Genomic DNA, 21,900 nt, shown 5'->3' on the forward strand with positions numbered 1-21,900 from the left:
ATGCTGTGACGCGCCGTTGCGAGCCAGGCTTTGCCGGCTCACTTGCAGTTGAAGGGGAACAGCACGGGAAGTGTCGGGGGGCATTGGGTCAGATGCCCCCCCTGTTTATTCTACCGCACGAATGGGAAGCACCTGGGGCTGGTTATGGGCGTCCAGGGTGATCCTGGCCTCAATGCCATACATGGCGCGCAGGTTATTTGCGGTCAGCACCTCCACAGCAGGACCTGCGGCTGCTTTCACCCCACCATTGAGCCCGACAATGCGGTCGGCATATTGGGCTGCGAGGTTGAGATCATGCATGGCCAAGCCGATAATGGTGCCGTTCTGACGCGCCACCTTCTGCAACCGGTCAAGCACTAGAAGTTGGTGGCGCAGATCCAGCGCGGCGGTTGGCTCATCCAGCAGCAGAACGCGGGGCTGGCGAAACAGGGCCTGGGTCAGGAAAACCAACTGACGTTGGCCGCCGCTGATTTCGTCCAGCTGTCGGGATTGCAGTGAGGCGAGGCCAAAGGTGTCGAGCGCGGCCATGGCCTGCTCGGCAATGCCTGCGGGCAGGCGCAGACCAAGGCTGCCCAGACGTCCCAGCAGCACCACTTCCAATACGGTCAAAGAGGACTGCGCACTGGTGTCCTGCGGCATATAGGCGATCTGGCGACGCTGGTCCTCGGGCGAAAGCGCGCCGCCGGACACAAAGACCCCCCCCTGCATCGGGCTGAGCCCGGCAAGGGCGCGCAGCAGGGTCGATTTACCGGCACCGTTGCAGCCGATCAGCGCGGTGATCTGCCCCTTCGGCCAGATATCATCAAAGCCACTGATTACCTGGGTGCTGCCGTAGGCCACGTTCAGGTTTTTGATATGGAAACTCACCAATGTCTCCTTTGTCCACGCAGGATGAGAAAGAACAGGAAGGGCACGCCAATCAAGGCGGTGACGATGCCAATCGGGACCACGCCACCGGGGGAGACCAGCTTTGACAGCACCGATGCGCCGGTCATGATAATGGCCCCCACAATTGCCGCCATCGGCAGCAAGACGCGCTGATCTTCACCCACCAGCATCCGTGCGATATGCGGCGCGACAAGGCCAACAAAACCGATGGTGCCGACAAAGGCGACCGCTGCTGCGGTCAGAAAGGCAACCACCACAAAGAGCCTGATGCGCAGCCGATGCACATCGACGCCGATGGCCGCCGCCCGGGCATCGCCAAGGCGCAGAGCGGTCAATTGCCAGAGGTTCGGGATCACGGCGGCTGTGCTGATTGCAAAAACAATAGCTACGATCGGTACGTTGTTCCAACTGGCCTTGAGAAGTGAGCCAAACAGCCAGAACACGATGGCCTGGAGCACTTCGGGGGCGGCTAGATATTGCACGAGCGATTGCGCCGATTGGAACATGAACAGGGTGGCAATCCCCGCCAGCACCATGATCTCGGGGCGCATGCCACGCATTTTTGAGAAGGAAAACACCAGGGCAGCGGCCAGCACACACATGACAAAGGCCGACAGGGGCACGGTGAGCCAGGGCAGGAAGGGCAGGCTAAATCCTGTCAGGATCGCCAGCGCCGCTCCAAAGCCGGCGGCCGCCGAAAATCCCAGCGTATAGGGGCTGGCGAGCGGATTGCCGAGGATCGTTTGCATATGCACGCCCGCGGTGCCCAGAGACATGCCCACAAGAATGGCCATCAGGGTCATGGGCAGGCGGATATCCTGGACAATCACCCGTGTTGTGGCATCTGCCGTTGCCGGGGTGAATAGCCCGGTCAGAACCTCAGTGAGCCCCAACATGGCGGGGCCGGTCAGAATGTCAGCAACGATCAGCGCAGTCAGAATGGCTGCCGCCCCAAACAGCCGGGCAAAGCGTCGCAAGATCAGCCCGCGGTAAACAGTGGAGATCGCAGTGTCAGGGGCGGCATGTGCCGCCCCTTTCTGCGGTGCGGTGGATGCAGGTATCACCCGTCGCCACCAGGCAGTTGGGTCATGTAGGTGCCTTTGAACTCAACCGGCATATAGGTGGCAAAGAACCGGTCAAGCGAGGCCTGCGGGTCCAGATCCGCGAACTGATCCGGGTACATTGCCTTGGCGAGAAACTGCAGGAAGGCATAGTCATAAAGCGTGCGGTTGCCGCCATGATAGATGCCAAAAACCTTGCCGTTCTTTACTGCGTCCAAACCATCCCAGCCGGGGCGATCCATATAGGCCTGCATACGCGCATGGGTCAGCTTGGGGTCTACGCCTGGCCCCATGATAACGGCCTGATCACGTCCGGCCCAGCCAGACCCGGCCAGCAGAATTGTCTGTGGATTTTGCGCCAACACATATTCAGGGCTCAGCTTGCCCCAGTTGCTGATCTGGCCATTGGCAATATTGGTGGCACCCAGCTGGTCGATGACGGATCCCCATTGTGTCCCTGAGTAGGAGTTGTCGACCGTGTCTTTGCCTTTTCGGGCCAGCTCCACGTAGACTTTGGGGTGGAGGTCGTCCGGCAGTTGCGCAAGACGGCTTTCGATCTCGCCAACGGCAGCGGCATATTCAGTCGCCAGCGCTTCGGCGCGGTCTTCGGTGCCCATGATCTGGCCCAGGATTTTGGTGGACTGGACGTGTTTTTCCACGGTCTGGGCGTTATAGTCGACGACAACGATCGGAATACCAGCGGCCTCCATGCGGTCGGCGACATCTCCGAGGCTGCGATACTGCCAGGCGGCAAGCACGGCCAGGTCAGGCTGAGCTGCAATTGCCGCCTCCAGCGAGAAGGAGCCGGATTCGACCTCTCCAATATCCGTAAGCTCTTCCAGACGTGGGATGGCTGCGGCGTAGGTCTGCCATTGCAGATTGCGCCAACCTTCCCAGGTGTCTTTGGAAATCGCAACAACCCGGTCATAGGAATCGGCGCCTGCGATGGCCATGAAGTCCTCGAAGTAGAACCCCAGCAGGATCCGCTGCGGATCCTCTGGCACCTCGACGCTGCGGCCCATGGTATCGGTTACGGTGATCGTGTCAGCCCAGGCTGGCATGGCGAAAGAGGCTGCAAAAGCAGCTGCGGCAACGCCGCTTGCAAGTGTTTTAAACATTGGTTTTCCTTTGGTTCACAGGAATTTCCCAAACAGCGCCAAACGGGGCCGTTTCGAAGTTTCATTCAGGTCTTGTGAAAGCTCAAAGGAGAGGAGGCGCCCGGCTGTGGTAATCCGCAATCAGCCGCAATGGTTTGTGCAAAGGCGGCGCCATGGCCAGGTTCTGCTGATAGCTCAGGTTCAGAACAACCCAGTTCAGGTCGTCGCGTGCAGAGGTGTCGATGAAATGCCCGAAGGACTGGCACCAATCACAGCCCCCGCCTTTGGCGGTAGGCTCACTTGGTTCACCAGTATTTGGGTCGATGGTGATCAGCTGGACGCCTGAGGGCCAACAGATTTCAATCTGCATCGCATTTGCCGAAGACCCAAGCACAAGGCCCGACATGGTGAACTGAATAAACAGCCATGTGAGCGCCGGGAAAAGCAATCCAAATTTATGAAGGAAACGGTGCTTCAAAAGGGGGCCATTTCATACAGGTCGTAAGGTCATGATCACAGGCGAGGTGATCGCAGACTTGTTACCAAGGTGCAAGCTTGGTGATTGGTCGGGGGCAACTATCTTTCACCCACGGCCAATTGCACCGGACAATCAGACTGCAAAAGCCAAGGGGCCATTGCCGCTACAGGACGCTGATCTCTCTGCCCTTTTCAAAGCGGCCATTGGCGCAGCTCATTGTCTGACATAGTGAGGGGCGGCCTGATCGGGGGAATAAAGCGGGTACCATGCGGCGAGCCGCCGGTGTCGGGGCGCTGGTCCCTCACAGCGGGGTTTGCAGTGCTGGCACTCAGATGGAAAAAGGTGTTACACGGCGCCGTCGGCGCCACAATCTGTGGCACCGTAGGTAAATCGGGGCTGGGTCGAGCCGCAACAGGGAAAATGCGCACCATGGCGGATCTAAAAGAGCAAGACAATTCAGGGTTTTCCCACGTGCAACGCGCTGCGCGCCTTTCTGTAGCGCCGATGATGGAATGGACAGATCGCCATTGTCGCTACCTACATCGTCTGCTCAGCCATCAGGTGCTGCTCTATACCGAAATGGTAACTGCGCCTGCTTTGGTGCGGGGAGGCGCCCTGCATTTGCTGGATTACAGCCCGGAGGAACACCCGGTGGCCTTGCAGCTTGGCGGCTCTGACCCGGTTGAACTGGGGCAGGCGGCCCAGCTTGGGGCGCGTGCGGGTTATGATGAAATCAATCTCAACTGCGGCTGCCCCAGTGACCGGGTGCAATCTGGCGCCTTTGGCGCGGTGTTGATGCAAAGCCCTGATCTGGTGGCGGAGTGTGTTGCAGAGATGCGGGCGAAGGTGGCGGTAGAGGTCACGGTGAAATGCCGGATTGGCGTCGATGCGCAGGAACCGCGTGACATTTTGCCGGTGTTTTTGGAAAAAATCCGTGCCGCAGGCTGTCAGCGGGTGACCATCCATGCGCGCAAAGCCTGGCTCAAAGGGCTGTCCCCAAAAGAAAATCGCGACATTCCGCCCCTGGATTATGACCTGGTGCATGAGATGAAGCGCGCCTTTGGCGATATGCATATTTCGCTCAATGGCGGCATTGCCAGCTTGGACGCGGCGATTGAGCATCTTGATCGGGGTCTTGACGGGGTGATGGTTGGCCGTGCGGCCTATCACCAACCCAGCGATATTCTGGCCGCTGCGGATGCGCGGGTCTATGGGATTGGCGCGGCGCGCGATCCCTTTGATGTGGTGCAGCAGATGCTGCCCTATATCGAAGACCAGATGACGCAGGGCGCGCGGCTGCACCAGATCAGTCGCCACATGCTGGGGCTTTTTGCCGGACGTCCCGGCGCACGGGCCTGGCGACGCGTCCTGTCAGAAGGCGCAAGCCGTCCTGGCTCGGGGCCTGATCTGGTTTTGCAAGCGATGCAGCAGGTGCAAAACCAGCCAATCGCGATCTGAGGAACGTCTCACCGGTACACCGGGCTGTCTGCAGCACCCGGTGTATAGCGCCCTGCAGACAGCGCGCAGGTTGCAGCCTAGCGTTTGAGCCGGGCGGCGCGTCCGCCCCGGCGCTTGGTCAGGTTTGCGGCGCGGGCGGGAAGCGCCTCCATGACCTCTGCGCGGGCGTCATGAGACAGTTTTGACCATTGGGTGATTTCGTCGATCGAGCGATAACAGCCGGTACAGATGCGGGCCTCTGGGTGGACAACGCAGATATTGATGCAGGGGGATTGGATCTCGTCGCGCTGCCAGACCTCTTTACCATTGCCTTTAGTCATTCTTCAGGTGCCTCATACGATCAAGTGCTCCCTGTAGGATATAGGAGGCGGCCACATGGTCGATAACCTCTGCGCGACGTTTGCGTGACGTATCTGCCTCCAACAGCGCTCTTTCGGCCGCGACAGTGCTCAGCCTTTCGTCCCAGAACCCGATGGGAAGCTCTGTCAGGCGGGCCAGGTTGCGGGCAAAGGCGCGGGTTTTCTGGCAGCGGGGGCCTTCGGAGCCATCCATATTGCGCGGCAGGCCAAGCACCAGCCCGCCGATCTCGCGCTTTTTGACGATCTCAAACAGGTGTTCGGCGTCCAGGGTGAATTTCTTGCGCCGGATGGTTTCCAGTGGTGTTGCCACGGTGCCCATGCGGTCCGAGATGGCAACGCCCACGGTTTTGTCGCCAAGATCCAGGCCCGCAAGCGACGTAAAGCCCGGCGCGGCGACTGCAAACTCTTCGAATGTGTCGTAGATCATGGCTTCAGCCCTGCCATGGAGGCTGCGCTTTCAAGGCGCGCCAGTGCTTCTGCATCAGCGGCAAAGCGGGTTTTTGCCTCGTCATAGATTGCCTTGGCCCGATCCTGTTGGCCAAGCACGCCAAGCGCGCCGATCAATTGTGCCCATTCCGCCGCAGAGCCCCCTTCGGTGGCAAGACGATCGGAGAGTCGGGCGACCATGCCCCGGATCATCTCCTGGCGGTCCTCCGTTGTCATCTCTTGCGCGGCCGAAAGATCTTCGGCGCTGGGACCTGCGAGGGCAGGGCCTGTTGCACCGGGGGCTGCTGGCGGAGAAATCGGGCTATATTCAATTCCGGCGCGCAGGGCCATTTCTTCTATCTGAGCCTCAATGCCTGCGATCCAGGGCGCCCCTTGCGGGCCTTGGCGCAGGGTGTCGGCCCAGATGCGAAAGGCGATGTCAGGTCGGTTCAGCTGTCCTTGGAGCAGGCCGTAATAATAGCGGGCCGGTCCATTGCGTGGATCCAGGCGCAGGGTGTCATCCAGCAGTGCTTCGGCTTCGGGCGACACATAGCCCCCGGCTGCCATGATCATCAATTCTGCCAGCTCGCCATAGTCCTGGGGCTCTAGGTCGCCGCTCATGATGCGGATGTAGTTCTGTTTGGCCTGATAGGCGGCGATGAAGTTGCCAAGATTGGCCTCGTGCTGCGCCAACAGGGCTTGTCCCTGGGCGTCGTCAGGACGCTCGCCAGCGGTTTTGCGCAGCTGCGCCACCAGATCCGTATATCCAGGCTCCAGATCCAGGGCTGGCTGTGCCGGGACCTTGGCTTCGGCCTCTGCCTGGTTGGGGCGGGTCTCGGCGTAGTGCGCTGCGGCCTCAATGCGCGAGGCCAGCCCCATATCCCCATATCCCGGCGCCCCAAGGACATTATACAGGGCCAAAGTTCCGCCGACCAGCAACAGGGCTGTCAGCACAGATGTGAGACGGCTGATACCTGTTGGCTGGGTGCTGCCAGTGCTTTGTTGTTGCAGCTGAGCGTCAGCGGCCAAAATGCGCCGCGACACCTCGGTACGCACCCGCTGGGCATCGGATTCGTTGATCACGCCCCTTTGCAGATCCTTGTCGACGTCGCTCAGCTGTTGGCGATAGACCCGCAGATCATAGGCCGCAGGCGGTTCGCCCACTGAATGTGCGCGCAACAGCACCAGCCCCAAAAGAGCAGTCATCGCCAAAGCGACAAAGGAAATCAGGATCCAGAATACCATAGTTACACTGCCTCTTAGGTCGTATGTATCGGGCTGGGGTGCCGCTAGCCCCCATCTATAGATGCAAGGCACAGGAAAAAAGACCTAACTGGCCAGCTGCGCGCTCCTGTCCTGCCAAGGCGCGATTGGCCGCATGTCGCAAGAGTACAAAAATGCGACGATAAACGGCACCGGATGCGCTATGCTCTGAGGCATACCTGTGAACAGTCTCGAACCATCGGATTCGCCCATGAAACGCTATTCTGCCTTTGCTGTCGCGCGAGAAGCCCTGCGCTATCATACCGGATGGGAGCGCGCCTGGCGCTCGCCGGCCCCCAAACGCCACTACGATGTGATCATCGTGGGCGCTGGCGGCCATGGTCTGGCCACCGCCTATTACCTTGGCAAGAATTTCGGCATCACCAATGTCGCGATTATCGAAAAGGGTTGGTTGGGCGGCGGCAACACCGGACGCAATACCACCATCATCCGCTCGAACTATTTGCAGGATCCGTCGGCGGCGATCTATGAAAAAGCGCGTAGTCTTTATGAGACTATGAGCCAGGATCTGAACTACAACGTGATGTTCAGCCCCCGTGGTGTCATCATGTTGGCGCAGACCGAGCACGAGATCCGTGGCTACAAGCGCACCGCCCATGCCAATGCGCTGCAGGGGGTTCAGACCGAATGGATCAGCCCCGAGCGGGTCAAGGAAATTGTGCCAATCATCAACCTGCACGGCCCACGCTATCCTGTGTTGGGTGGTCTGTGGCAGGAACGCGGCGGCACCGCCCGTCACGATGCGGTGGCCTGGGGCTATGCCCGTGCCTGTTCCGACATGGGGATGGACATCATCCAGCAATGCGAAGTCACCGGTGTGCGCACCGAAGGCGGTCGTGTCGCGGGGGTCGAGACCTCCAAGGGGCCGATTGATTGCGACAAGATGGGCATGGTTGTTGCGGGCAATGCCTCGCATCTGTCTGAGATGGCGGGCTTCCGTCTGCCAATGGAATCTGTGGCGCTACAGGCGCTGGTATCAGAGCCGATCAAACCCTGCATGGATGTGGTTGTGATGGCCAACACGGTGCATGGCTATATGTCCCAGTCTGACAAGGGTGAGATGGTGATCGGTGGCGGCACAGATGCGGCCAACAACTACACTCAGCGTGGCTCTTTCCATCATATCGAGGAAACCGTGCGCGCCCTGAATGAGACCTTCCCGATGGTCAGCCGTCTGAAAATGCTGCGCCAGTGGGGCGGCATTGTCGATGTGACCGGCGACCGTTCGCCGCTGATCTCCAAAACGCCCGTGGGCAACTGCTTTATCAATGCAGGCTGGGGCACCGGTGGTTTCAAGGCCATTCCGGGATCCGGCTGGGCCATGGCTGAGCTGATGGCCACAGGTCATTCGCCGCTGACCGAGGAATTCTCGATCAACCGCTTCAAAGAAGGCAAGTTCATCGACGAGAGCGTCGCCGCTGGTGTGGCACACTAACGCCGCAAAATTCAAAAGGACGGAGTAAGCACAATGCTGATCCTTGAATGCCCCTATTGCGGTGTCAAAGCCGAAGAAACCGAACTGGGCGCCGGTGGCGAAGCGCATCTGAAGCGTTTTGGCCCTGGCTCCGATGACGACCAGTTCCACGATTACCTGTTCATGCGCGAAAACCCCAAGGGCGTGCATTTTGAACGCTGGCGCCATGCCAATGGCTGCGGCAAGTGGTTCCATGCTGCGCGCTGTACCACCACGCTAGAGGTCTTTGGCACCTATGCGGCGCAGACCTATGAGCCGCCGCAGGAGATCAAGGACAAGATCACCGCAAAACGTCCCGGCTGGAGCTGGCGCGAATTTTCGGATGCCTCCGAATGATCCGCCTTGCTGAAACATTTGCCTTTACTTTGAGAGGTCTGACCACATGAGCACGCGTCTCGCCAAACAGGGCCGGCTGATTGACCGGTCAAAACAGATCGAGTTTACCTTTAATGGCAAACGCATGCAGGGCTATGCGGGCGATAGCCTTGCCTCGGCGCTGCTGGCAAATGACCAGATGATGATGGGCCGGTCGTTCAAATACCACCGCCCGCGCGGCGTGGTGGCCTCCGGTTCGGAAGAACCCAACGCGCTGATGCAGCTGGGCACTGGTGATCGCTATGAACCCAACCAGCGCGCCACCACCACCGAGCTGTTTTCAGGTCTGACGGCGCAGTCGCAGAACCACTGGCCCAGCCTTGAGTTCGACGTTCTGTCGATCAACAACAAACTGTCGCGGTTTCTGACTGCGGGTTTTTATTACAAGATGTTCATCCACCCGCGGCCGTTGTGGAAACATGTCTACGAGCCGATCATTCGCAAATCGGCCGGTCTGGGCGCGGCACCCGACGCCGAGCTGAAAGACGCGGACACCTACGAGCATTTCTACTTCTTTGCAGATGTGGTTGTGGTGGGCGGCGGTGTTGCCGGCTTGCAATCCGCCAAGGCGGCTGCGGCCAGCGGTGCCAAGGTGCTGGTGCTGGAACAAAACAGCTACTGGGGCGGACGCGCGCCTGTGGATGGCGGTACAATCGACGGGGAGACGCCCGAGGTCTGGGTCGAGAAAACCCTGGCTGAGCTGCGCGGTATGAAAAACGTCACCCTGCGCGACCGCTGCATGGCCTCTGGCGTCTATGACCACGGCTATGTGTTGGGCTATGAGCGTCTGACAGATCACGTTCCCGGACAGGGTGGCCCGCGTCACCGTCTGTGGCGGATCCGTGCCAAACAGATCATCACCGCCTCTGGTGCCATTGAACGCCCGCTGTCTTTTGCCGGCAACGACGTGCCCGGTGTGATGCTGGCCGCCTCGATGCGCGACTATGTGGTGAACTGGGGCGTAAACCCGGGCCAAAAGGTTGTGGTTGCCACCAACAATGACGACGCCTATCGCACCGCCCTGGCGCTGCATGAGGCAGGCGTCGAAGTGGTGCGGGTGGTGGATGCCCGCGATACCGGCGGCGGCGCCTTGATGGAGGCCGTGCGCGAAAAAGGTATCCGGGTTGAACTGGGCCGTGCCATTGCCAAGGTCAAGGATGGCCCCCGGGTCACCAAGGTTGCCATCTGCGCCCAAAACGGCGAGGGCGGCGCTCAGGAAGAGATCGAGGCCGATGCCGTTGCCATGTCTGGCGGCTGGTCGCCGGTGGTGCATCTGTGGTCGCACTGCGGTGGTAAGCTGAACTGGGACAAGGAAAACGCCTTCTTCCGCCCCGATCCTGCCCGTCCGCCACTGGGTGACAATGGTGCAGGCTTTGTGATCGCAACGGGTTCTGCCAATGGCAATCTGGGCCTTGGCGCGGTGTTGGAAGACGCCGCCGCAGCCGGTGCGCAGGCCGGCGAAGCTGCTGGCTTCCCAGCCAAGACAGTCACCGCCTCCAAGGGGGTATCGGAAGACGAGAGCCTGATGGAGCCTGTCTGGCTGATGCCCGCCAAGGCGGATATCAAGCTGCGGATGAAAACCTGGCTCGACTATCAGAACGACGTCAAGGTGTCCGACGTGCAGCTGGCCGCCCGCGAAGGCTATGAAAGCGTTGAACACACCAAGCGGTATACCACGCTGGGGATGGCAACCGATCAGGGTAAGCTGTCCAATATCAACGGTCTGGCCATTCTGGCGGATAGTCTGAATTCGGAAATTCCGCAGGTCGGCACCACCACTTTCCGTCCACCCTATCACCCCATCTCCATGGGGGCGATTGGTGGTGAGGCGCGCGGTGAGATCTTCCAGCCGGTGCGCAAAACGCCGATCTATGACTGGAACGATGCCAATGGCGCGGACTGGGAACCAGTTGGCCAGTGGCGCCGCCCCTTTGCCTATACCCGCAGCGGTGAAAGCCGCCATGACGCGGTCAATCGCGAGGTCAAGAATACCCGTGAAAACCTCGGCGTGCTGGACGCCTCGACCCTGGGCAAGCTGATCGTCAAAGGCCCCGATGCAGGCAAGTTCCTCGACATGATGTATACCAACATGATGTCGACCCTGAAGGTGGGCAAATGTCGCTATGGCTTGATGTGTTCGGAAAACGGCTTCCTGTCCGATGATGGCGTTGTTGCCCGCATCGACGAGGACACCTGGCTGTGCCACACCACCACGGGCGGAGCCGAAAGCATCCATGGCCACATGGAAGAATGGCTGCAGACCGAATGGTGGGACTGGAAAGTCTATGTCGCCAATGTGACTGAGCAATACGCCCAGATTGCGGTTGTTGGTCCCAATGCCCGCAAGGTGCTGGAAAAGCTCAATGCCCAGGCTGGTGGCGGCATGGATCTCAGCAAAGAGGCGCTGCCCTTTATGGAGTGGCGTGACGGTCAGATCGGCGGCTTTGATGCCCGTGCCTATCGGATCTCCTTCTCGGGTGAGCTGTCCTACGAGATCGCGGTTGCGGCCTCCGAAGGCCAGGCCTTCTGGGATGCGCTGATGGAGGCGGGCAAGGAGTTCAATGCCATGCCCTATGGCACGGAAACCCTGCACATCCTGCGGGCGGAGAAGGGCTTTATCATGATCGGGGATGAGACCGACGGTACCGTTATCCCGCAGGATCTCAACCTGCAGTGGGCCTTGTCCAAAAAGAAAGAAGACTACCTGGGCAAACGCGCCCATCTGCGCTCGCATATGGCAGATCCGGATCGCTGGAAACTGGTTGGCCTGGAAACTGTGGATGGCTCGGTGCTGCCCGATGGCGCCTATGCCAAGGGCAATGGTCACAACGCCAATGGCCAGCAGAATGTGATTGGCCGGGTGACCTCGACCTATTACTCTGCAACGCTGGAGCGTGGCATTGCCATGGGGCTGGTCAAGCACGGACCCAAACGCATGGGCGAAGTGATCGAGTTCCCCGGAACCGATGGCCAGATCTACAAAGCCAAGATTGTTGACCCGGTCTTTTACGACAAGGAAGGGGAGAAGCAGAATGTCTAATCCTGTTACCGCCACCAATGGGGCGCAATTCACTGGTATCGCCACAGGCGAGGACGCAGGTCTGCAGGGGATGATCACCCTGCGTGGTGATCTGTCTTCCAAAACCCTGAAGGCGGCAGTCAAGGCTGCTACCGGTGCCGAGGTGCCAGATCAGCGCAAGATATCGGTGGTTGAGGGCGGCGCAGCGGCCTGGATGTCACCGGATGAGCTGCTGCTATTGGTGCCCTATGGCGACGCTGTGGCCAAAACCGCTGAGCTGGCGCAGGCCTTGAAAGGCGAACATGCCCTGGCGGCGAATGTGTCGGATGCGCGCTCTTTCTTTAGCATTGCAGGAGAGGGCGCCCGCGAGGTTCTTGCCAAGATCGCTCCGGTGGATCTGTCCGCCGAAGCCTTCAAGCCCGGAGACTTCCGCCGTAGCCGCACAGCCCAGGTCGCGGCGGCCTTTTGGCTGCAGGAAGACGGAAGCTTCCGCTTGGTCTGTTTCCGCTCGGTCGGTGCCTATATGTTCAACCTCCTGTCTGCCTCGGCCCATCCACAATCCTCGGTGGGTGTATACTGAGTGGGCCGCTCTAATCTGAGTTGAACTTCTAAAACCGCAAATCTAAGGTGCCCTCGAAGTGATTTCGAGGGCACTTTTTTGTATGTAATTTGTGTTTGGTTAAACTGAAGTCGGTGCGAATTGAATGAAACGGATTCAAAACTTGAGCCTGGCACTCCTTGCGGCACTTTTTGTTGGTGCTCAAGCCCTTGCTGCAGACCGTATCATGTGTGAAATGACGGCGCATAGCAGTGATAACCTGGTCCCTCCAAAGGTGCTGATCGAGTTTCGCGACAACCGCGGGTCGGCAATGGCCTATGATGGTGTCATCCACCAAGTTTATGGAAAGCCTATTCCTGCAGTCTTGGAACAACCCAGGGCGTCTCGCTACACGATTTCATGGACAGTTAAAAACCTGTCACTTCGAGGAAATACCACAACAAGTGCACAATACATTATGCGGCTGAATACGAAGACGATGAAAGCGACCTTGACCGCTTATCTGAATGGCTACTTCAATCAGTCTCGTGGCAGCGGAGAATGCCAGCCCGTTTCCTAGGATTTGTTTTTAGCGTCAGGGGAATGTGAGCAAATTTTGCTCTTGGGGTTTTGATTGCGCGGGGGGCTCTCTTTTCACTTTTGTAAAAGTGTTCGTCATGGTAACAAAGGTTAACAGTGGTAACTTGTACAGGGCACGCCCTTATAGGGACGGCAGCTGACTGCCCGTATACCTCTCGTTTTGCGTGTCTGTTCCTGAGGCTAGAATGGCGGGATACTTAAACAGTTTGTTGTTTGCTGCGGTCACCCTGTTCAGCGGTGCCGGACTTGCGGCCGATACTTTTACCTGCACTCTCACACCGGTAACCACGTCCGGCTGGATACCTTCAAAAGTCTCAATGCAGTTTTTGGAAAGCGATGAGACTGCGCGCATCCGGGCTTCTGAGGAAGGTGGATCGATGCATGCGGCATTGAGGCGGCGCAGCGATGATTCATACCTATTGGATTGGACGCCAAGCCGGGCACTGGCGGCAAAGGCCGCGGAGTTGAGTAATGACCGCTACCGGGCCATTTTGAACCTTGGAAATTTAAAAGTTTCGCTGCAGGTTTTGTCTCACGCGCTCCCCGGAACGCTCTCCCCGCGCGGGGCCGGTACCTGTATTCGTCTCGACTGAAAGACGCAACAGGCCTGATATGCTGCTATTTTTGCGTGCAAGTTCTCTACGCGAAAGGTGGCAAATAAGTGTCTGGATTCAAATGGTATTATTGTGATGATATAGGGCAGGCAGCGAAACTGTTTGCAGCTGGGGCGGTGCCAAGCTTGCTGATCGGCCTAAATAAACCGCACTATCACGAGGTAAACAAAAAGGTCGGGAACTGGGTCAGGGCGCGCTTTTGGGTTAGGGTTTCAAATCCCGATGCGCGGCCATTGTCCTCAAGGCAGCTGCCGTAGAACGACAGGCTGTCGGCCAGCTGCTGCATGCGTTGTTTTCGAACCTCTGCATCCAGAAACGGGGCATGGGTCGACAGATACAGGGCAGGGCGGTGCTGTTTCAGCCAGGGGATCAGGCTGGGCAGCACATCAAACTCGGCGCCTTCAATATCCATTTTAACCAGCGAGATACGGCTCAGGTCTGCGGAGTTGGCAAAATCTTCCCAGCCCAGGGTGATCACGTCAGAGCCGTGTTCCCCGTCGTTGAGCAGACTGGTCATACTGTCGCCAGCCTCGCCACCAAAGGAGGCCATGCGCGCAATGCCGACGCCCTGGCTCAGCGCCGCAGAAAAGGCCGAGACATTCTGTACGGAATTCAGCTCCAGATTCCAGGCGAGATAGCGAAAGGCCACCGGGTCCGGCTCAAAGCAATAGACCCGGCGGGCCAGACTGGCGCCATATAACACCGTGGGACCAATCCAGGCGCCGATGTCGAGATAATCATGCTGCTTGTCCAGATGCGCCTGCAACACGGCAAAGGTTTCAGGCTCCCAGGTGCCTGTGCTGGCTTTGCGCCAGAATTTGGAATGATAGGGATCAAGCCGAAAGGCCGTGCCGTTGAGAGAGCCCGCATAGTGCCCGCGAGCACGGTAAAACATCTTGCGCGCGGCGGTCCATGTCTGTGTGACCTTCTGTGCGATCATCTCAAGTTTCCTCATTTTTGCACATAGGCCATGCGCGGTTTTCTGGTCTTGGTACTTGACCTGCTGCTGCCCGCACCGCATGTATCTGCTCAGGAACGCAACAAAAATTGACAGGTGTCCACTATGGCTTTTGAACTTCCCGATCTTCCTTATGCACATGACGCGCTTGCCGCCAAGGGCATGTCGGCAGAAACTCTGGAATACCACCACGACCTGCACCACAAGGCCTATGTCGACAACGGCAACAAGCTGATTGCAGGCACCGAGTGGGACGGTAAATCTCTGGAAGAGATCATCACCGGCACCTACGACGCGTCTTCTGTGGCGCAAAACGGTATCTTCAACAACATTTCGCAGCTGTGGAATCACAACCAGTTCTGGGAAATGATGGGCCCTGGCGGCTCCGCCATTCCTGGTGAGCTGGAAAAAGCTCTGGTTGAAAGCTTTGGCTCGGTTGACGAATTCAAATCGCAGTTTTCTGCCGCTGGCGCGGGTCAGTTTGGCTCCGGCTGGGCTTGGCTGGTGAAAAATGCTGACGGTTCGCTGGCCGTGACCAAGACCGAAAACGGCGTCAACCCGCTGTGCTTTAACCAGACCGCGCTGCTGGGCTGTGACGTGTGGGAGCACTCCTACTACATCGATTTCCGCAACAAGCGCCCCGCCTACCTGTCGAACTTCCTCGACAACCTGGTGAACTGGGAAAACGTCGCTTCGCGTCTCGGCTAAGCCCAAGATCGATTATAATTGTGACTATAGTGCCCGGCCATTTGGTCGGGCGCTGTTGGTTTAGGGGATCCTGACGAAGGTCGGGCGCAGCAAAAGGGCCACTGCAATGAGTGAAGCGGCAAAGGGCGTTTTTGCCATGATCGCAGCCTGCAGCATCTGGGGTCTGTCAGGTCTGTTCTATAAACTGTTGGCGCATGTGCCACCCGAACAGGTGCTGTCGCATCGTATCCTTTGGTCGGGGGTGTTTTTTGCCTCTGTGCTGGCGGTGCAGGGGCGACTGCCGCAGTTGATAGAGGTGCTGCGCGATTGGGCGCGTGTGCGTGTGCTGCTGCTGGCCACCGCGATGATTTCGCTCAACTGGTTCATCTTTATCACCTCGATCCAGATAGAACGCGCCACCGAGGCATCGCTAGGTTATTATATCTTCCCGCTGGTTAGCGTGGTTCTGGGCCGTCTGTTTTTTGGCGAGCAGCTGAGTCGGGCTCAGATCCTGGCGATTGGCCTTGCGGCACTGGCCGTTGTGGTGCTGACCTATGGACTGGGAGTCGCACCCTGGATTGCCCTGGTGCTGGGGATCAGCTTTGCGATCTATGGTGTGGTGAAGAAACGCCTCGATACCGGACCGGTTGTCTCTGTCACCGCAGAGGTGCTGTTGCTTTGTCCGCTTGCGCTTTTGGTGATTGCCGTCACAGGCGGTGGCGGTTTTCAAAACAGTTGGCATGATGCGGCGCTGATGATGATTTCCGGGCCCTTGACGGGGATGCCGCTCATCCTGTTCAGTTTTGCTGCGCGGCGGGTAGCCCTGGGCAGCGTCGGAGTGTTGCAGTACCTCAACCCGACGCTGCAGGCCTTTGTGGCATCAGTTATTTTTGGTGAACTCTTTACTCCCTGGCACGGCGCGGCCTTTGGCCTGATCTGGGCGGCGGTGTTGATTTTCTCTTTTGGGGCGCTGCGGAAATCGCGTCGCAGCCTCCATGACGCGCAGCGCGCTGCTCTTTAGCCGTTCAGCAGGTCCAGCGCCTGTTCTGGGGTGTCGACCCAGATCAGGAACTCGCTGAGCGAGGCATCGGCAAACCCCTGGGCCAGCATGTGCTCCACCAGATCGCGCAGCTTGTCCCAGTAGCCTTCGACGTTGAGGATCACGATGGGTTTGTCATGCAGGCCCAGCTGGCGCCAGGTCAGGGCCTCAAACAACTCATCCAGCGAGCCCGGACCACCGGGCAGCACAACCACCGCATCGGCATTATACAGCATCACCTTTTTGCGTTCATGCATGGTCTCGGTGACAACATAGGTGTTGAGGTCTGATTTCCCCACTTCGCGCTTGACCAGATGTTCGGGAATAACCCCAAATGTCACGCCACCGGCCTGCTGGGTGGCGCGGGCCACCACCCCCATGAGCCCCACATCGCCAGCTCCATAGACCAGCCGCACCCCGCGTGCTGCCAGCATCACTCCCAAGCTTTCAGCAGCGCTTTCATAGGCGGGCATTGCCCCAGACCGTGATCCGCAATACACACAGACCGATTTTATAGGCATGAGATGGCCTTTCATTGAGTTTTCAAGGGGAAACACAATTGGTGTTTTGACCCTTGATAACGTGATTGATAGGCTGCCTCAACCAGGCGTATGGCGGGATACCAGTGGGAATTTCGTTTGGCGCCGAAGGAAGGAAAAAGATGGCTGGGACAGGTGTAACAGGTGGGCTGAGTAGCTTGGCTCTGGGTGGAACTGTTGCGACGGTTGTCGTCGTCGGTGGGGCGACGATGGCCTGGCTGGGGGTGTTCGATACCAGCCAGGGCACCCGCGCGACGCGCGATGACGGTTCAAAGACCGTTGCCATCTCGCCTTCGGCCACTCCGCCGGTGGTGATTGAAGGTCTGTCCCAGAAGCCTGATGCCGCGGTGGATGAGACTGCGGCCCCGATGTCTGAAGGCGCTGAGGCGCAACAGCTCGCGTCTGCCGATACGCTAGAGGTGAACGACGCCACGGGCGCACAAACCGGCACCACAGCTGAGGCCGCGCTGAGTGATGAGCCTGAACAAAGTGCAGCCCTCGCAGCCCCTGAGCCTGAGACCACCACACAGGCGGTAGCCCAGGGTCAGAACGAAACAGCTGATCAATCCGCCGAGGCCCCCCTGTTTGACGCCCCAATGCTAGACTTGGTTCGGGTCGGCCCCAGCGGCGAAACCGTGATTGCAGGCCGGGCAACTCCGGGTCTTTTGGTCGAAGTGCTGTTGGATGGCGCGGTTATCGAACAGGTTGAGGTTCCGGCAGGTGGTGATTTTGCCGCCCTTGCACAACTGCCGCCCAGCACCCAGGCGCGAGTAATTTCCCTGCGGGCCAGCGCTCGGGGGCAGGAGCGCTTTTCGGACAGCAGCTTTATCGTGGCCCCGGCTGCGCCCCTGCCAGTAGCCAACCCTGCGCCGGTGGTAATCGCGGAGGCGGCGCCTCAGTCCGGGCAGGTTGCGGCCGCGACCACACAAGGCGCTGAAACCACGGTGGCAGAGGCCCCCAGTGAAGAGCCCGCGCAGCATGGCGTGACCAGTGCCGAGGAGACCGCAGAAGCTACAGTTGCCGCAGCGCCAGAGACCCCAGCGGTCCAGGCGGAGGCAAATCAGGATGCCGTAACACAGGCTAAAGAAACACTGGCCCAAGAAACACTGGCCCAAGAAGAACCGCCCGAAAGCCAAGAGGGGGCCCTGATTGCGCAGGTACCACAGGGGATTGCTTCCGGGGCACCTACGGCACCCGACTCCACAGCCCCCGCCGCAGTGGTTGCCTCTCCTGAACCCCGGCAGATCGCCGATGCCACAACGGCGGTTGCGCAACCGGATACCACCAATCCTGGCTCCGCTGAGCAAGCCACCGTCGCGCAGACCGAACCGGCCCCCCAGCCCAAAGCTACTCAGGTTGCGGTGCTGCGGGCCGATGCCGACGGGGTCACCCTGGTGCAGCCCATTGCGCAAAAACCTCAGGGCAAAGTGGTTCTGGACACCATCAGCTATTCTGACAGTGGCGAAGTGCAGTTGGCCGGCCGCGCCGGGGCAGCTTCGAACATACTGGTCTATCTGGACAACACCCCTGCGGGGCAGTTTGCAGCCGCCGAGAACGGCAATTGGGGCGGTGGCCTAGAGGCGGTGGAACCCGGTGTCTACACGTTGCGCCTGGATGAGGTAAACGACGCGGGCAAGGTTCTGAGCCGCATGGAAACCCCGTTCAAGCGCGAGGCACCAGAGGTGTTGCAGCCGCCAGTTGCTGAAGGCGCCACCGGAGAGGCCGCGCCATTGGTGCGGGCAGTGACCGTGCAAGAGGGCGACACACTCTGGGCGATCTCTCAGCAGCGCTATGGCAGCGGATTTTTGTATGTGCGGGTTTTTGAGGCCAATAATAGTGCTATTCGCGACCCGGATCTGATCTATCCCGGTCAGGTCTTTACCCTTCCAGAATAACCTCTGGCAACCAACAAAACCGCGCCTTTTCTGGGCGTGGTTTTGTGGCTGCTACTGGTGCTGTCGCCATCGGCAGCCTATCCTATCTGTCATAGATTGAGCCAGGAAAGCGCCCCCTATGCCCCCAGCCGAAACTTCTATTGCCAGCGACGAACGTCGCTCTGGCCTGCGGACCCTGCGTCGGATGGGGCCCTATCTGTGGCCGAGCAAACATCTTTGGGTCAAACAGCGGGTGGTGTTTGCCATCGCGGTTCTGGTCCTGGCCAAGCTGATCGCGGTCTATACCCCGATGCTGTACAAAGGCGCGGTGGACAGTCTGGCGGCTGAGGGTGTGCCGCCGCTGGCCTTGGGCGCTGTGGGCCTGACCATCGCCTATGGTGTTGCGCGGGTCTTTACCACCGGGTTCCAGCAACTGCGGGATGTGATCTTTGCCCCCGTTGGCCAGCGCGCCCTGCGGCATCTGGCGCTGGAGACCTTCACCCATATTCACCGTCTGTCGATGCGCTATCACATCACCCGCAAAACAGGCGGCCTGTCACGGATCATCGAACGCGGTGTCAAAGGTGTCGAGTTCCTGCTGCGCTTCATGCTGTTCTCTATCGGTCCTCTGGTGTTGGAGCTGACCCTGGTGGCGATCGTGCTGACAGTCCTGTTTGATGCCCGGTATCTGGCGGCGGTTGTGGTGACCATCGGGCTATATGTGTGGTTTACCTTTGCCATCACCGAGTGGCGGGTGAAACTGCGCCGCGAGATGAACAAGCAGGATACAGATGCCAACCAAAAGGCCATCGACAGTCTGCTCAACTATGAAACGGTTAAATATTTTGGCGCCGAGGCGCGCGAAGCCAAACGCTATGACGGGGCGATGCGGGCCTATGCCCAGGCGGCGCTGAAAACCGCCTATTCCCTGGCTTTTCTGAACTTTGGCCAAAGCCTGTTCATCACCGCCGGACTGGTGGCTGTGATGGTCATGGCGGCGATGGGGGTTCAAAATGGCGAGCTGACCGTCGGCGATTTTGTCATGGTCAATGCCTATATGATCCAGATCACCGTGCCGCTGAACTTTCTGGGCACGGTCTACCGCGAAATCCGCCAAAGCCTGGTGGATATGGGAGAGATGTTTGATCTGTTGGAACAGCCGGCCGATGTCACCGATGCGCCGGATGCCAAGGTGCTAAAGGTCTCTGGCGGTGCAATCCGGCTGAAAGATGTGCGCTTTGGCTATGACAGTGACCGGGAGATCCTCAAGGGTGTCGATCTGGTCGCCGAGGCTGGTCAAACGGTTGCCATCGTTGGCTCCACCGGGTCGGGAAAATCCACCGTCGGGCGGCTGCTGTTTCGTTTTTACGATGTCACCGGGGGCGCGCTGACCATTGATGGCCAGGATGTGCGGCAGGTGACACAGGACAGCCTGCATGCCGCCATCGGGGTGGTGCCGCAGGATACTGTGCTGTTCAACGATACCATTCGCTACAACATCGCCTATGGCCGCGATGGCGCCGATCAGGCCGCGGTCGAGCAGGCGGCGCGGGATGCTCAGATCCATGATTTCATCGTCAGCCTGCCCGAAGGCTATGACACCCAGGTGGGGGAGCGCGGGCTAAAACTGTCGGGCGGCGAAAAGCAACGGGTTGGCATTGCCCGGACCCTGCTTAAAAACCCACCGATCCTGCTGCTGGACGAGGCAACCTCGGCGCTGGACACGGATACCGAGCAAGAAATCAAGGATGCCCTGGAACGCGCTGCGCAGGGCCGTACGGTTCTGACCATTGCCCACCGCCTGTCCACTGTGGCAGAGGCGGATATCATCGTGGTTCTGGAGCAGGGCGAGGTGGTTGAGCAGGGCAGCCACGAAGATCTGTTGGCCCGTGACGGCCGCTATGCTCATCTGTGGCAGCGGCAGCAAGCGGATCAGGACGTGGCGTAAAGCGGTTGGTGGACGAGACAAAAGGGACGGCGGCAACATGGACCTGAACTGGGCCCTTTATCTGGCGTTTTGCGCCGTACCACTGATGACGCTAGTGCCGTTGTTGCGGCACGAGGGCTGGTGGGTGCGGGGGTTCGAATTTCCGGCCATGCAGATCGCTGTCGTCACGGCTTTGTCCTGTGGGGCCTGTGTTTGGGTCTTTGGCTGGCCAGAGGGCTGGGGCCTTTGGCTGCCCGCAGTGCTGTTTGGGTGTACCCTATTCCAGCTGGGCCGGATCCTGCCCTATACGCGCCTGTTTCCCCGGCAGATCCAAACCGCGCGGCAGGTGCGGCCCAAGGATCAGATAAATGTCCTTGTCGCCAATGTCCTGATGACCAACCGCAACGCAGATCCGCTTCTTGACCTGATCCGCACAGAGGCGCCGGATCTGATCCTCACCCTGGAGACGGACGATTGGTGGCAACAGCAACTTGCTGGGATCGAGCCAGACTATCCGTTCACAGTGAAACAACCGCTCGACAACCTTTACGGCATGCATCTTTACTCTCGGCTGCCGCTACAGGACACCCGCATTGCCTATCTAGTGGAAGAGGGGGTGCCTTCAATCCATGGGGATGTGGTGCTGCGCTCTGGCACCAAGGTGCGGCTGCATTGCCTGCATCCCGCGCCGCCCAGCCCCACCGAAAATGCAACCTCTGCCGAGCGGGATGGCGAGCTGTTACTGGTCGCGCGGCAGGTGGATCCGTGCGCCGGACCTGTGGTGGTCATGGGCGATTTGAACGATGTGGCCTGGTCGGCGTCAACGCGGCTTTTCCAAAAGGTAAGCGGCCTTTTGGACCTGCGCATCGGGCGTGGGCTGTTTAGTACCTTTCACGCCGATTACCTGTTCATGCGGTGGCCGCTGGATCATATATTTTGCTCCGGCGACTTCACCCTGGCCCGGATCCGGCGGCTGGGGCACATCGGGTCGGACCATTTTCCGATCCAGGCGGTGCTGCAACACACCCCGCGGGCGCGCGACCTGCACCCCGAACCGACAGCCACCCCCAGCGAGGCGGAACGCGCCGAGGAAAAAATCGCGCAAGTGGATGCGGATCAGACTGCGCTGCTCTGAGTTTTGGACCCCTGAATAGCAAAAGGCTCCGCCCAGAGCGGAGCCTTTCTGGTCTGGTCTGCAACCCGCC

21 protein-coding genes are annotated in these 21,900 nt (G+C 59.3%); 12 read left to right on the forward strand and 9 right to left on the reverse strand.

Annotated features, from left to right (window positions below):
- Window positions 1-105: 105 nt before the first annotated feature.
- From JZI28_RS07670 to JZI28_RS07685, 4 genes are all read right to left on the reverse strand, one after another.
- A complete protein-coding gene (locus tag JZI28_RS07670) occupies window positions 106-867 on the reverse strand; it encodes an ABC transporter ATP-binding protein (RefSeq protein WP_348152629.1) in 762 nt (253 codons plus the stop codon).
- Window positions 864-1,952 carry a FecCD family ABC transporter permease gene (locus JZI28_RS07675; protein ID WP_375699746.1) on the reverse strand — a complete coding sequence of 363 codons (1,089 nt, stop codon included), beginning with the start codon at window positions 1,950-1,952 and terminating at the stop codon, window positions 864-866. Before JZI28_RS07675 ends, JZI28_RS07670 begins: the two co-directional genes overlap by 4 nt.
- Window positions 1,949-3,067, reverse strand: a complete 1,119-nt coding sequence (locus tag JZI28_RS07680) for an ABC transporter substrate-binding protein (protein ID WP_375699747.1) — start codon at window positions 3,065-3,067, stop codon at window positions 1,949-1,951. Before JZI28_RS07680 ends, JZI28_RS07675 begins: the two co-directional genes overlap by 4 nt.
- A gap of 82 nt (window positions 3,068-3,149) precedes the next feature.
- Complete coding sequence (locus JZI28_RS07685; RefSeq protein ID WP_375699748.1) at window positions 3,150-3,416, reverse strand: hypothetical protein; 267 nt, start codon at window positions 3,414-3,416, stop codon at window positions 3,150-3,152.
- A 537-nt stretch (window positions 3,417-3,953) separates the two neighbouring features.
- On the opposite strand from JZI28_RS07685, the gene dusA reads away from it, so the two are divergent.
- On the forward strand, window positions 3,954-4,982 hold the full coding sequence (dusA, locus tag JZI28_RS07690; RefSeq protein ID WP_375699749.1) for a tRNA dihydrouridine(20/20a) synthase DusA: 1,029 nt from the start codon (window positions 3,954-3,956) through the stop codon (window positions 4,980-4,982).
- A 77-nt stretch (window positions 4,983-5,059) separates the two neighbouring features.
- Here the strand turns inward: dusA and JZI28_RS07695 are convergent, their stop codons facing one another.
- The 3 genes from JZI28_RS07695 to ccmI are packed head-to-tail and all read right to left on the reverse strand — an operon-like array spanning window position 5,060 to window position 7,012.
- Window positions 5,060-5,302 carry a DUF1289 domain-containing protein gene (locus JZI28_RS07695; RefSeq protein ID WP_297339778.1) on the reverse strand — a complete coding sequence of 81 codons (243 nt, stop codon included), beginning with the start codon at window positions 5,300-5,302 and terminating at the stop codon, window positions 5,060-5,062.
- Window positions 5,295-5,768, reverse strand: coding sequence for a Holliday junction resolvase RuvX (gene ruvX, locus JZI28_RS07700; RefSeq protein WP_297339777.1), 474 nt, complete (start codon window positions 5,766-5,768; stop codon window positions 5,295-5,297). The genes JZI28_RS07695 and ruvX overlap by 8 nt, the downstream gene beginning before the upstream one ends.
- Complete coding sequence (gene ccmI / locus JZI28_RS07705) at window positions 5,765-7,012, reverse strand: c-type cytochrome biogenesis protein CcmI (protein ID WP_375699750.1); 1,248 nt, start codon at window positions 7,010-7,012, stop codon at window positions 5,765-5,767. Before ccmI ends, ruvX begins: the two co-directional genes overlap by 4 nt.
- A gap of 229 nt (window positions 7,013-7,241) precedes the next feature.
- Between ccmI and JZI28_RS07710 the strand changes: the two genes are divergently transcribed.
- The 6 genes from JZI28_RS07710 to JZI28_RS07735 all read left to right on the forward strand — a co-directional run bounded on the left by JZI28_RS07710 (window position 7,242) and on the right by JZI28_RS07735 (window position 13,650).
- Window positions 7,242-8,486, forward strand: a complete 1,245-nt coding sequence (locus JZI28_RS07710) for a sarcosine oxidase subunit beta family protein (RefSeq protein ID WP_375699751.1) — start codon at window positions 7,242-7,244, stop codon at window positions 8,484-8,486.
- Between the two features lie 33 nt (window positions 8,487-8,519).
- On the forward strand, window positions 8,520-8,861 hold the full coding sequence (locus JZI28_RS07715) for a sarcosine oxidase subunit delta (RefSeq protein ID WP_297339774.1): 342 nt from the start codon (window positions 8,520-8,522) through the stop codon (window positions 8,859-8,861).
- Between the two features lie 46 nt (window positions 8,862-8,907).
- Window positions 8,908-11,940 carry a sarcosine oxidase subunit alpha family protein gene (locus JZI28_RS07720; protein WP_375699752.1) on the forward strand — a complete coding sequence of 1,011 codons (3,033 nt, stop codon included), beginning with the start codon at window positions 8,908-8,910 and terminating at the stop codon, window positions 11,938-11,940.
- Window positions 11,933-12,499, forward strand: a complete 567-nt coding sequence (locus JZI28_RS07725; RefSeq protein ID WP_375699753.1) for a sarcosine oxidase subunit gamma — start codon at window positions 11,933-11,935, stop codon at window positions 12,497-12,499. The genes JZI28_RS07720 and JZI28_RS07725 overlap by 8 nt, the downstream gene beginning before the upstream one ends.
- Before the next feature lie 124 nt (window positions 12,500-12,623).
- Window positions 12,624-13,037 carry a hypothetical protein gene (locus JZI28_RS07730; RefSeq protein WP_375699754.1) on the forward strand — a complete coding sequence of 138 codons (414 nt, stop codon included), beginning with the start codon at window positions 12,624-12,626 and terminating at the stop codon, window positions 13,035-13,037.
- A gap of 205 nt (window positions 13,038-13,242) precedes the next feature.
- Window positions 13,243-13,650 (forward strand): hypothetical protein, encoded by a 408-nt coding sequence (locus tag JZI28_RS07735; protein ID WP_375699755.1) that lies wholly within the window; start codon window positions 13,243-13,245, stop codon window positions 13,648-13,650.
- Window positions 13,651-13,825: 175 nt separating this feature from the next.
- Here JZI28_RS07735 and JZI28_RS07740 read toward each other — a convergent pair whose 3' ends face one another.
- Window positions 13,826-14,611: an FkbM family methyltransferase gene (locus JZI28_RS07740; protein WP_349387336.1), complete on the reverse strand. Its 786-nt coding sequence runs from the start codon at window positions 14,609-14,611 to the stop codon at window positions 13,826-13,828.
- A 123-nt stretch (window positions 14,612-14,734) separates the two neighbouring features.
- On the opposite strand from JZI28_RS07740, the gene JZI28_RS07745 reads away from it, so the two are divergent.
- Together JZI28_RS07745 and rarD are read left to right on the forward strand one after the other, a co-directional pair.
- Window positions 14,735-15,337 carry a superoxide dismutase gene (locus JZI28_RS07745; protein ID WP_375699756.1) on the forward strand — a complete coding sequence of 201 codons (603 nt, stop codon included), beginning with the start codon at window positions 14,735-14,737 and terminating at the stop codon, window positions 15,335-15,337.
- Between the two features lie 106 nt (window positions 15,338-15,443).
- Entirely contained in the window at window positions 15,444-16,337 is an 894-nt protein-coding gene (gene rarD / locus JZI28_RS07750) for an EamA family transporter RarD (RefSeq protein ID WP_375699757.1), read from the forward strand.
- Here rarD and JZI28_RS07755 read toward each other — a convergent pair.
- On the reverse strand, window positions 16,334-16,876 hold the full coding sequence (locus JZI28_RS07755; protein WP_375699758.1) for a TIGR00730 family Rossman fold protein: 543 nt from the start codon (window positions 16,874-16,876) through the stop codon (window positions 16,334-16,336). The genes rarD and JZI28_RS07755 overlap by 4 nt on opposite strands.
- Before the next feature lie 140 nt (window positions 16,877-17,016).
- On the opposite strand from JZI28_RS07755, the gene JZI28_RS07760 reads away from it, so the two are divergent.
- The 3 genes from JZI28_RS07760 (at window position 17,017) to JZI28_RS07770 (ending at window position 21,830) form a co-directional block, all read left to right on the forward strand.
- Complete coding sequence (locus JZI28_RS07760; protein WP_375699759.1) at window positions 17,017-18,789, forward strand: LysM peptidoglycan-binding domain-containing protein; 1,773 nt, start codon at window positions 17,017-17,019, stop codon at window positions 18,787-18,789.
- Window positions 18,790-18,907: 118 nt separating this feature from the next.
- The gene (locus JZI28_RS07765; protein WP_353401593.1) at window positions 18,908-20,716 is read left to right on the forward strand and encodes an ABC transporter ATP-binding protein/permease; all 1,809 of its coding nucleotides are present in this window, start codon (window positions 18,908-18,910) and stop codon (window positions 20,714-20,716) included.
- 37 nt (window positions 20,717-20,753) lie between these two features.
- The gene (locus JZI28_RS07770) at window positions 20,754-21,830 is read left to right on the forward strand and encodes an endonuclease/exonuclease/phosphatase family protein (RefSeq protein WP_375699760.1); all 1,077 of its coding nucleotides are present in this window, start codon (window positions 20,754-20,756) and stop codon (window positions 21,828-21,830) included.
- The last annotated feature ends 70 nt before the right edge of the window (window positions 21,831-21,900 follow it).

The organism is Pseudophaeobacter sp. TrK17 (assembly GCF_042192375.1).
GTDB lineage: Bacteria > Pseudomonadota > Alphaproteobacteria > Rhodobacterales > Rhodobacteraceae > Pseudophaeobacter.

Bases quoted from the DNA above. Each gene is read 5' to 3' on its own strand.
- JZI28_RS07680 (WP_375699747.1), bottom strand. From the start codon at position 3,067: ATGTTTAAAACACTTGCAAGCGGCGTTGCCGCAGCTGCTTTTGCAGCC.
- JZI28_RS07685 (WP_375699748.1), bottom strand. From the start codon at position 3,416: ATGCAGATTGAAATCTGTTGGCCCTCAGGCGTCCAGCTGATCACCATC.
- dusA (WP_375699749.1), top strand. From the start codon at position 3,954: ATGGCGGATCTAAAAGAGCAAGACAATTCAGGGTTTTCCCACGTGCAA.
- JZI28_RS07695 (WP_297339778.1), bottom strand. From the start codon at position 5,302: ATGACTAAAGGCAATGGTAAAGAGGTCTGGCAGCGCGACGAGATCCAA.
- ruvX (WP_297339777.1), bottom strand. From the start codon at position 5,768: ATGATCTACGACACATTCGAAGAGTTTGCAGTCGCCGCGCCGGGCTTT.
- ccmI (WP_375699750.1), bottom strand. From the start codon at position 7,012: ATGGTATTCTGGATCCTGATTTCCTTTGTCGCTTTGGCGATGACTGCT.
- JZI28_RS07710 (WP_375699751.1), top strand. From the start codon at position 7,242: ATGAAACGCTATTCTGCCTTTGCTGTCGCGCGAGAAGCCCTGCGCTAT.
- JZI28_RS07715 (WP_297339774.1), top strand. From the start codon at position 8,520: ATGCTGATCCTTGAATGCCCCTATTGCGGTGTCAAAGCCGAAGAAACC.
- JZI28_RS07720 (WP_375699752.1), top strand. From the start codon at position 8,908: ATGAGCACGCGTCTCGCCAAACAGGGCCGGCTGATTGACCGGTCAAAA.
- JZI28_RS07725 (WP_375699753.1), top strand. From the start codon at position 11,933: ATGTCTAATCCTGTTACCGCCACCAATGGGGCGCAATTCACTGGTATC.
- JZI28_RS07730 (WP_375699754.1), top strand. From the start codon at position 12,624: ATGAAACGGATTCAAAACTTGAGCCTGGCACTCCTTGCGGCACTTTTT.
- JZI28_RS07735 (WP_375699755.1), top strand. From the start codon at position 13,243: ATGGCGGGATACTTAAACAGTTTGTTGTTTGCTGCGGTCACCCTGTTC.
- JZI28_RS07740 (WP_349387336.1), bottom strand. From the start codon at position 14,611: ATGATCGCACAGAAGGTCACACAGACATGGACCGCCGCGCGCAAGATG.
- JZI28_RS07745 (WP_375699756.1), top strand. From the start codon at position 14,735: ATGGCTTTTGAACTTCCCGATCTTCCTTATGCACATGACGCGCTTGCC.
- rarD (WP_375699757.1), top strand. From the start codon at position 15,444: ATGAGTGAAGCGGCAAAGGGCGTTTTTGCCATGATCGCAGCCTGCAGC.
- JZI28_RS07755 (WP_375699758.1), bottom strand. From the start codon at position 16,876: ATGCCTATAAAATCGGTCTGTGTGTATTGCGGATCACGGTCTGGGGCA.
- JZI28_RS07760 (WP_375699759.1), top strand. From the start codon at position 17,017: ATGGCTGGGACAGGTGTAACAGGTGGGCTGAGTAGCTTGGCTCTGGGT.
- JZI28_RS07765 (WP_353401593.1), top strand. From the start codon at position 18,908: ATGCCCCCAGCCGAAACTTCTATTGCCAGCGACGAACGTCGCTCTGGC.
- JZI28_RS07770 (WP_375699760.1), top strand. From the start codon at position 20,754: ATGGACCTGAACTGGGCCCTTTATCTGGCGTTTTGCGCCGTACCACTG.